This window comes from Inhella sp. (assembly GCF_027532025.1).
Taxonomy (GTDB): domain Bacteria; phylum Pseudomonadota; class Gammaproteobacteria; order Burkholderiales; family Burkholderiaceae_C; genus Inhella.
Window position 1 is genome coordinate 1 of the sequence record NZ_JAPZSY010000013.1, and the last position, 2998, is coordinate 2998.

3 protein-coding genes are annotated in these 2998 nt (G+C 65.9%); all 3 read right to left on the reverse strand.

Going from position 1 to position 2998, the window contains the following annotated elements; genetic code table 11:
- Positions 1-207 precede the first annotated feature (207 nt).
- A complete protein-coding gene (groL, locus tag O9335_RS03025) occupies positions 208-1845 on the reverse strand; it encodes a chaperonin GroEL (protein ID WP_298383364.1) in 1638 nt (545 codons plus the stop codon).
- Between the two features lie 34 nt (positions 1846-1879).
- Positions 1880-2170, reverse strand: a complete 291-nt coding sequence (gene groES, locus O9335_RS03030; RefSeq protein ID WP_127682805.1) for a co-chaperone GroES — start codon at positions 2168-2170, stop codon at positions 1880-1882.
- A 127-nt stretch (positions 2171-2297) separates the two neighbouring features.
- The coding region (locus O9335_RS03035) for a type II secretion system F family protein (RefSeq protein WP_298383369.1) at positions 2298-2998 on the reverse strand (701 nt) is incomplete at its 5' end.

Here is a 2998-nt window from a genome sequence, read left to right on the forward strand (position 1 = left end):
CCTGACGTCGCCCGCCCCGCGGCGTCGCCTGCGCCTCGCCTGTCCCCCCCTAAATCTCGGCGACGGCCGGGGCTTGGGCCGCGCAGACTCCTCGGTTTCGGCCTAACACACCCCGGGGAAAATAAAAACAGCCCCCGGGGGGGCTGTTGAGCGGGCCGATTGGGGCCCGGCGCGGACCGGCGCCGCCGAAGGCGGCGCGCTGGGGGCTCACATGTCCATGCCGCCCATGCCACCCATGCCGCCAGGGGCGGGCATCGGGGTTTCGTCCTTCGGGGCCTCGGCCACCATGCACTCGGTCGTCAGCATCAGGCTGGCGACGGAGGCGGCGTTTTGCAGCGCGGTGCGGGTGACCTTGGTGGGGTCCAAGATGCCCATCTCGATCATGTCGCCGTAGGTGTCGTTGGCGGCGTTGAAGCCGTAGTTGCCCTTGCCGTTCAGCACGGCATTGACGACCACGCTGGGCTCGCCACCGGCGTTGGCCACGATCTCGCGCAGCGGGGCTTCGATGGCCTTCAGGACCAGCTTGATGCCGGCGTCTTGGTCGGCGTTGTCGCCCTTGATCTCGCCAGCGGCTTGCTTGGCGCGCAGCAGGGCCACGCCACCGCCGGCGACGATGCCTTCTTCAACGGCGGCACGCGTGGCGTGCAGCGCGTCTTCCACGCGGGCCTTCTTTTCCTTCATCTCGACTTCGGTGGCGGCACCGACCTTGATGACGGCGACACCGCCGGCCAGCTTGGCCACGCGCTCTTGCAGCTTCTCGCGGTCGTAGTCGCTGGTGGCTTCTTCGATCTGGATGCGGATTTGCTTGACGCGGGCTTCGATGTCGCCAGCTGCACCAGCGCCATCGATGATGGTGGTGTTTTCCTTGGCGACTTCGATGCGCTTGGCTTGGCCCAGGTCGGCCAGGGTGACCTTCTCCAGGGTCAGGCCGACTTCTTCGGCGATGACCTTGCCGCCCGTCAGGATGGCGATGTCTTCCAGCATGGCCTTGCGGCGGTCGCCGAAGCCCGGGGCCTTGACGGCGACGACCTTCAGGATGCCGCGGATGGTGTTGACCACCAGGGTGGCCAGGGCTTCACCGTCGACTTCTTCGGCAATGATCAGCAGCGGGCGGCCGGCCTTGGCCACTTGCTCCAGCACCGGCAGCAGATCGCGGATGTTGCTGATCTTCTTGTCGTGCAGCAGCACGAAGGGGTTGTCCAGCAGGGCGACTTGCTTTTCCGGCTGGTTGATGAAGTAGGGCGACAGGTAGCCGCGGTCGAACTGCATGCCTTCGACGACGTCCAACTCGTTGTCCAGGCTCTTGCCGTCTTCAACGGTGATCACGCCTTCCTTGCCGACCTTGTCCATCGCGTTGGCGATGATGGTACCGATCGACTCGTCGCTGTTGGCCGAGATCGAACCGACTTGGGCGATTTCTTTGCTGGTGGTGGTGGCCTTCGAGGCCTTCTTCAGCTCGGCAACCAGGGCCGTGACGGCCTTGTCGATGCCGCGCTTCAGGTCCATCGGGTTCATGCCGGCGGCCACGTACTTCATGCCTTCGCGCACGATGGCTTGGGCCAGCACGGTGGCGGTGGTGGTGCCGTCACCGGCGTTGTCGCTGGTCTTGGAAGCGACTTCCTTGACCATCTGGGCGCCCATGTTCTGGAGCTTGTCTTTCAGTTCGATTTCCTTGGCGACCGACACGCCGTCCTTGGTCACCGTGGGGGCGCCGAACGAGCGCTCCAGCACCACGTTGCGGCCCTTGGGGCCCAGGGTCACCTTGACCGCGTTGGCCAAGATGTTCACGCCTTCGACCATGCGGGCACGGGCCTCGCCGCCAAAGATCACGTCTTTTGCTGCCATGTGTGTATCTCCGAATTCAGTTCAGTGGGGCTGATTACTTCTCAACCACGGCGAAGAGGTCGTCCTCTTTCATCACCAGCAGTTCATCGCCATCGACCTTGACGGTCTGGCCGCTGTACTTGCCGAACAGCACGCGGTCGCCGACCTTGACGTTCAAGGCGATTTGCTCGCCCTTGTCATTGCGCTTGCCCGGGCCGACGGCCAGGACTTCGCCCTGGTCGGGCTTCTCGGCGGCGTTGTCGGGGATGACGATGCCCGAGGCGGTCTTGGTTTCGTTCTCGAGGCGCTTGACGATCACGCGATCGTGCAGGGGACGCAGCTTCATGGGTTCTCCTTGGGGAAAAAACGAGGCGCCACAACGGGGAGGCTTGGCGCCGAGCTGTTAGCACTCAATGATGGCGAGTGCTAGTGACCGAAGTATAGGGGCCGCTCGCGCGGTTTCAAGGGGTGCGTCAGCGCACGAAGGATTGCAGCTGAATGATGGGCTGGAGCACCGCCATCACGATGGCCAGCACCACCAGACCCATCAGGACGATGAGCAGGGGCTCCAGCAGGGTGGCGGCGGCCATGGCGCGCCGCTGCACCTCGCCAGAGAGCTGGCGGCCGGCGCGGCCCAGCATGGCCGGCAGCTGCCCGGTTTGCTCGCCCAGGCGGGCGAACATGGCCAACAAGCCGGGAAAGCGCTTCTTGGCTGCCAGCGCGGCGCCAAGCGGGGCGCCTTCGCGCACCTGGGCCAAGGCATCCAGGGCATCGGCCCGCATGGCGTGGTTGGAGAGGGTCTCGGCTGCCGCCTGCAGCGCCTTGAGGATGGGCACCCCAGCGCCGGCCAGCATGCCCAGGGTGGCGGCAAAGCGGGCCGCGTTGTAGCCCCGCGCCAGCCGACCGATCAAGGGCAAGCGCAGCCAGGCGGCGTCGAAGCGGAGCCGGAAGGCCGGCTCGCGCAGCGCCCAAGCCAAGCCCACGCCTCCAGCGGCGAGTCCGAGCATCAGCAGCAAGCCCCACTGCCGCAAGAAGGCCGAAAGCCCCACCACCGCGACCGTGAGCGCCGGCAACTGCTGCCGCGTGCTGGTAAAGGCTTGGGCCACCTGGGGCACCACGTAGGTGACCAGGAAACCGACGATGACCACAGCGACGATGCAGATGAAGACGGGAT

Excerpts from the sequence above, each read along its gene's own strand:
- groL (WP_298383364.1), bottom strand. The coding sequence starts at position 1,845 with ATGGCAGCAAAAGACGTGATCTTTGGCGGCGAGGCCCGTGCCCGCATG.
- groES (WP_127682805.1), bottom strand. The coding sequence starts at position 2,170 with ATGAAGCTGCGTCCCCTGCACGATCGCGTGATCGTCAAGCGCCTCGAG.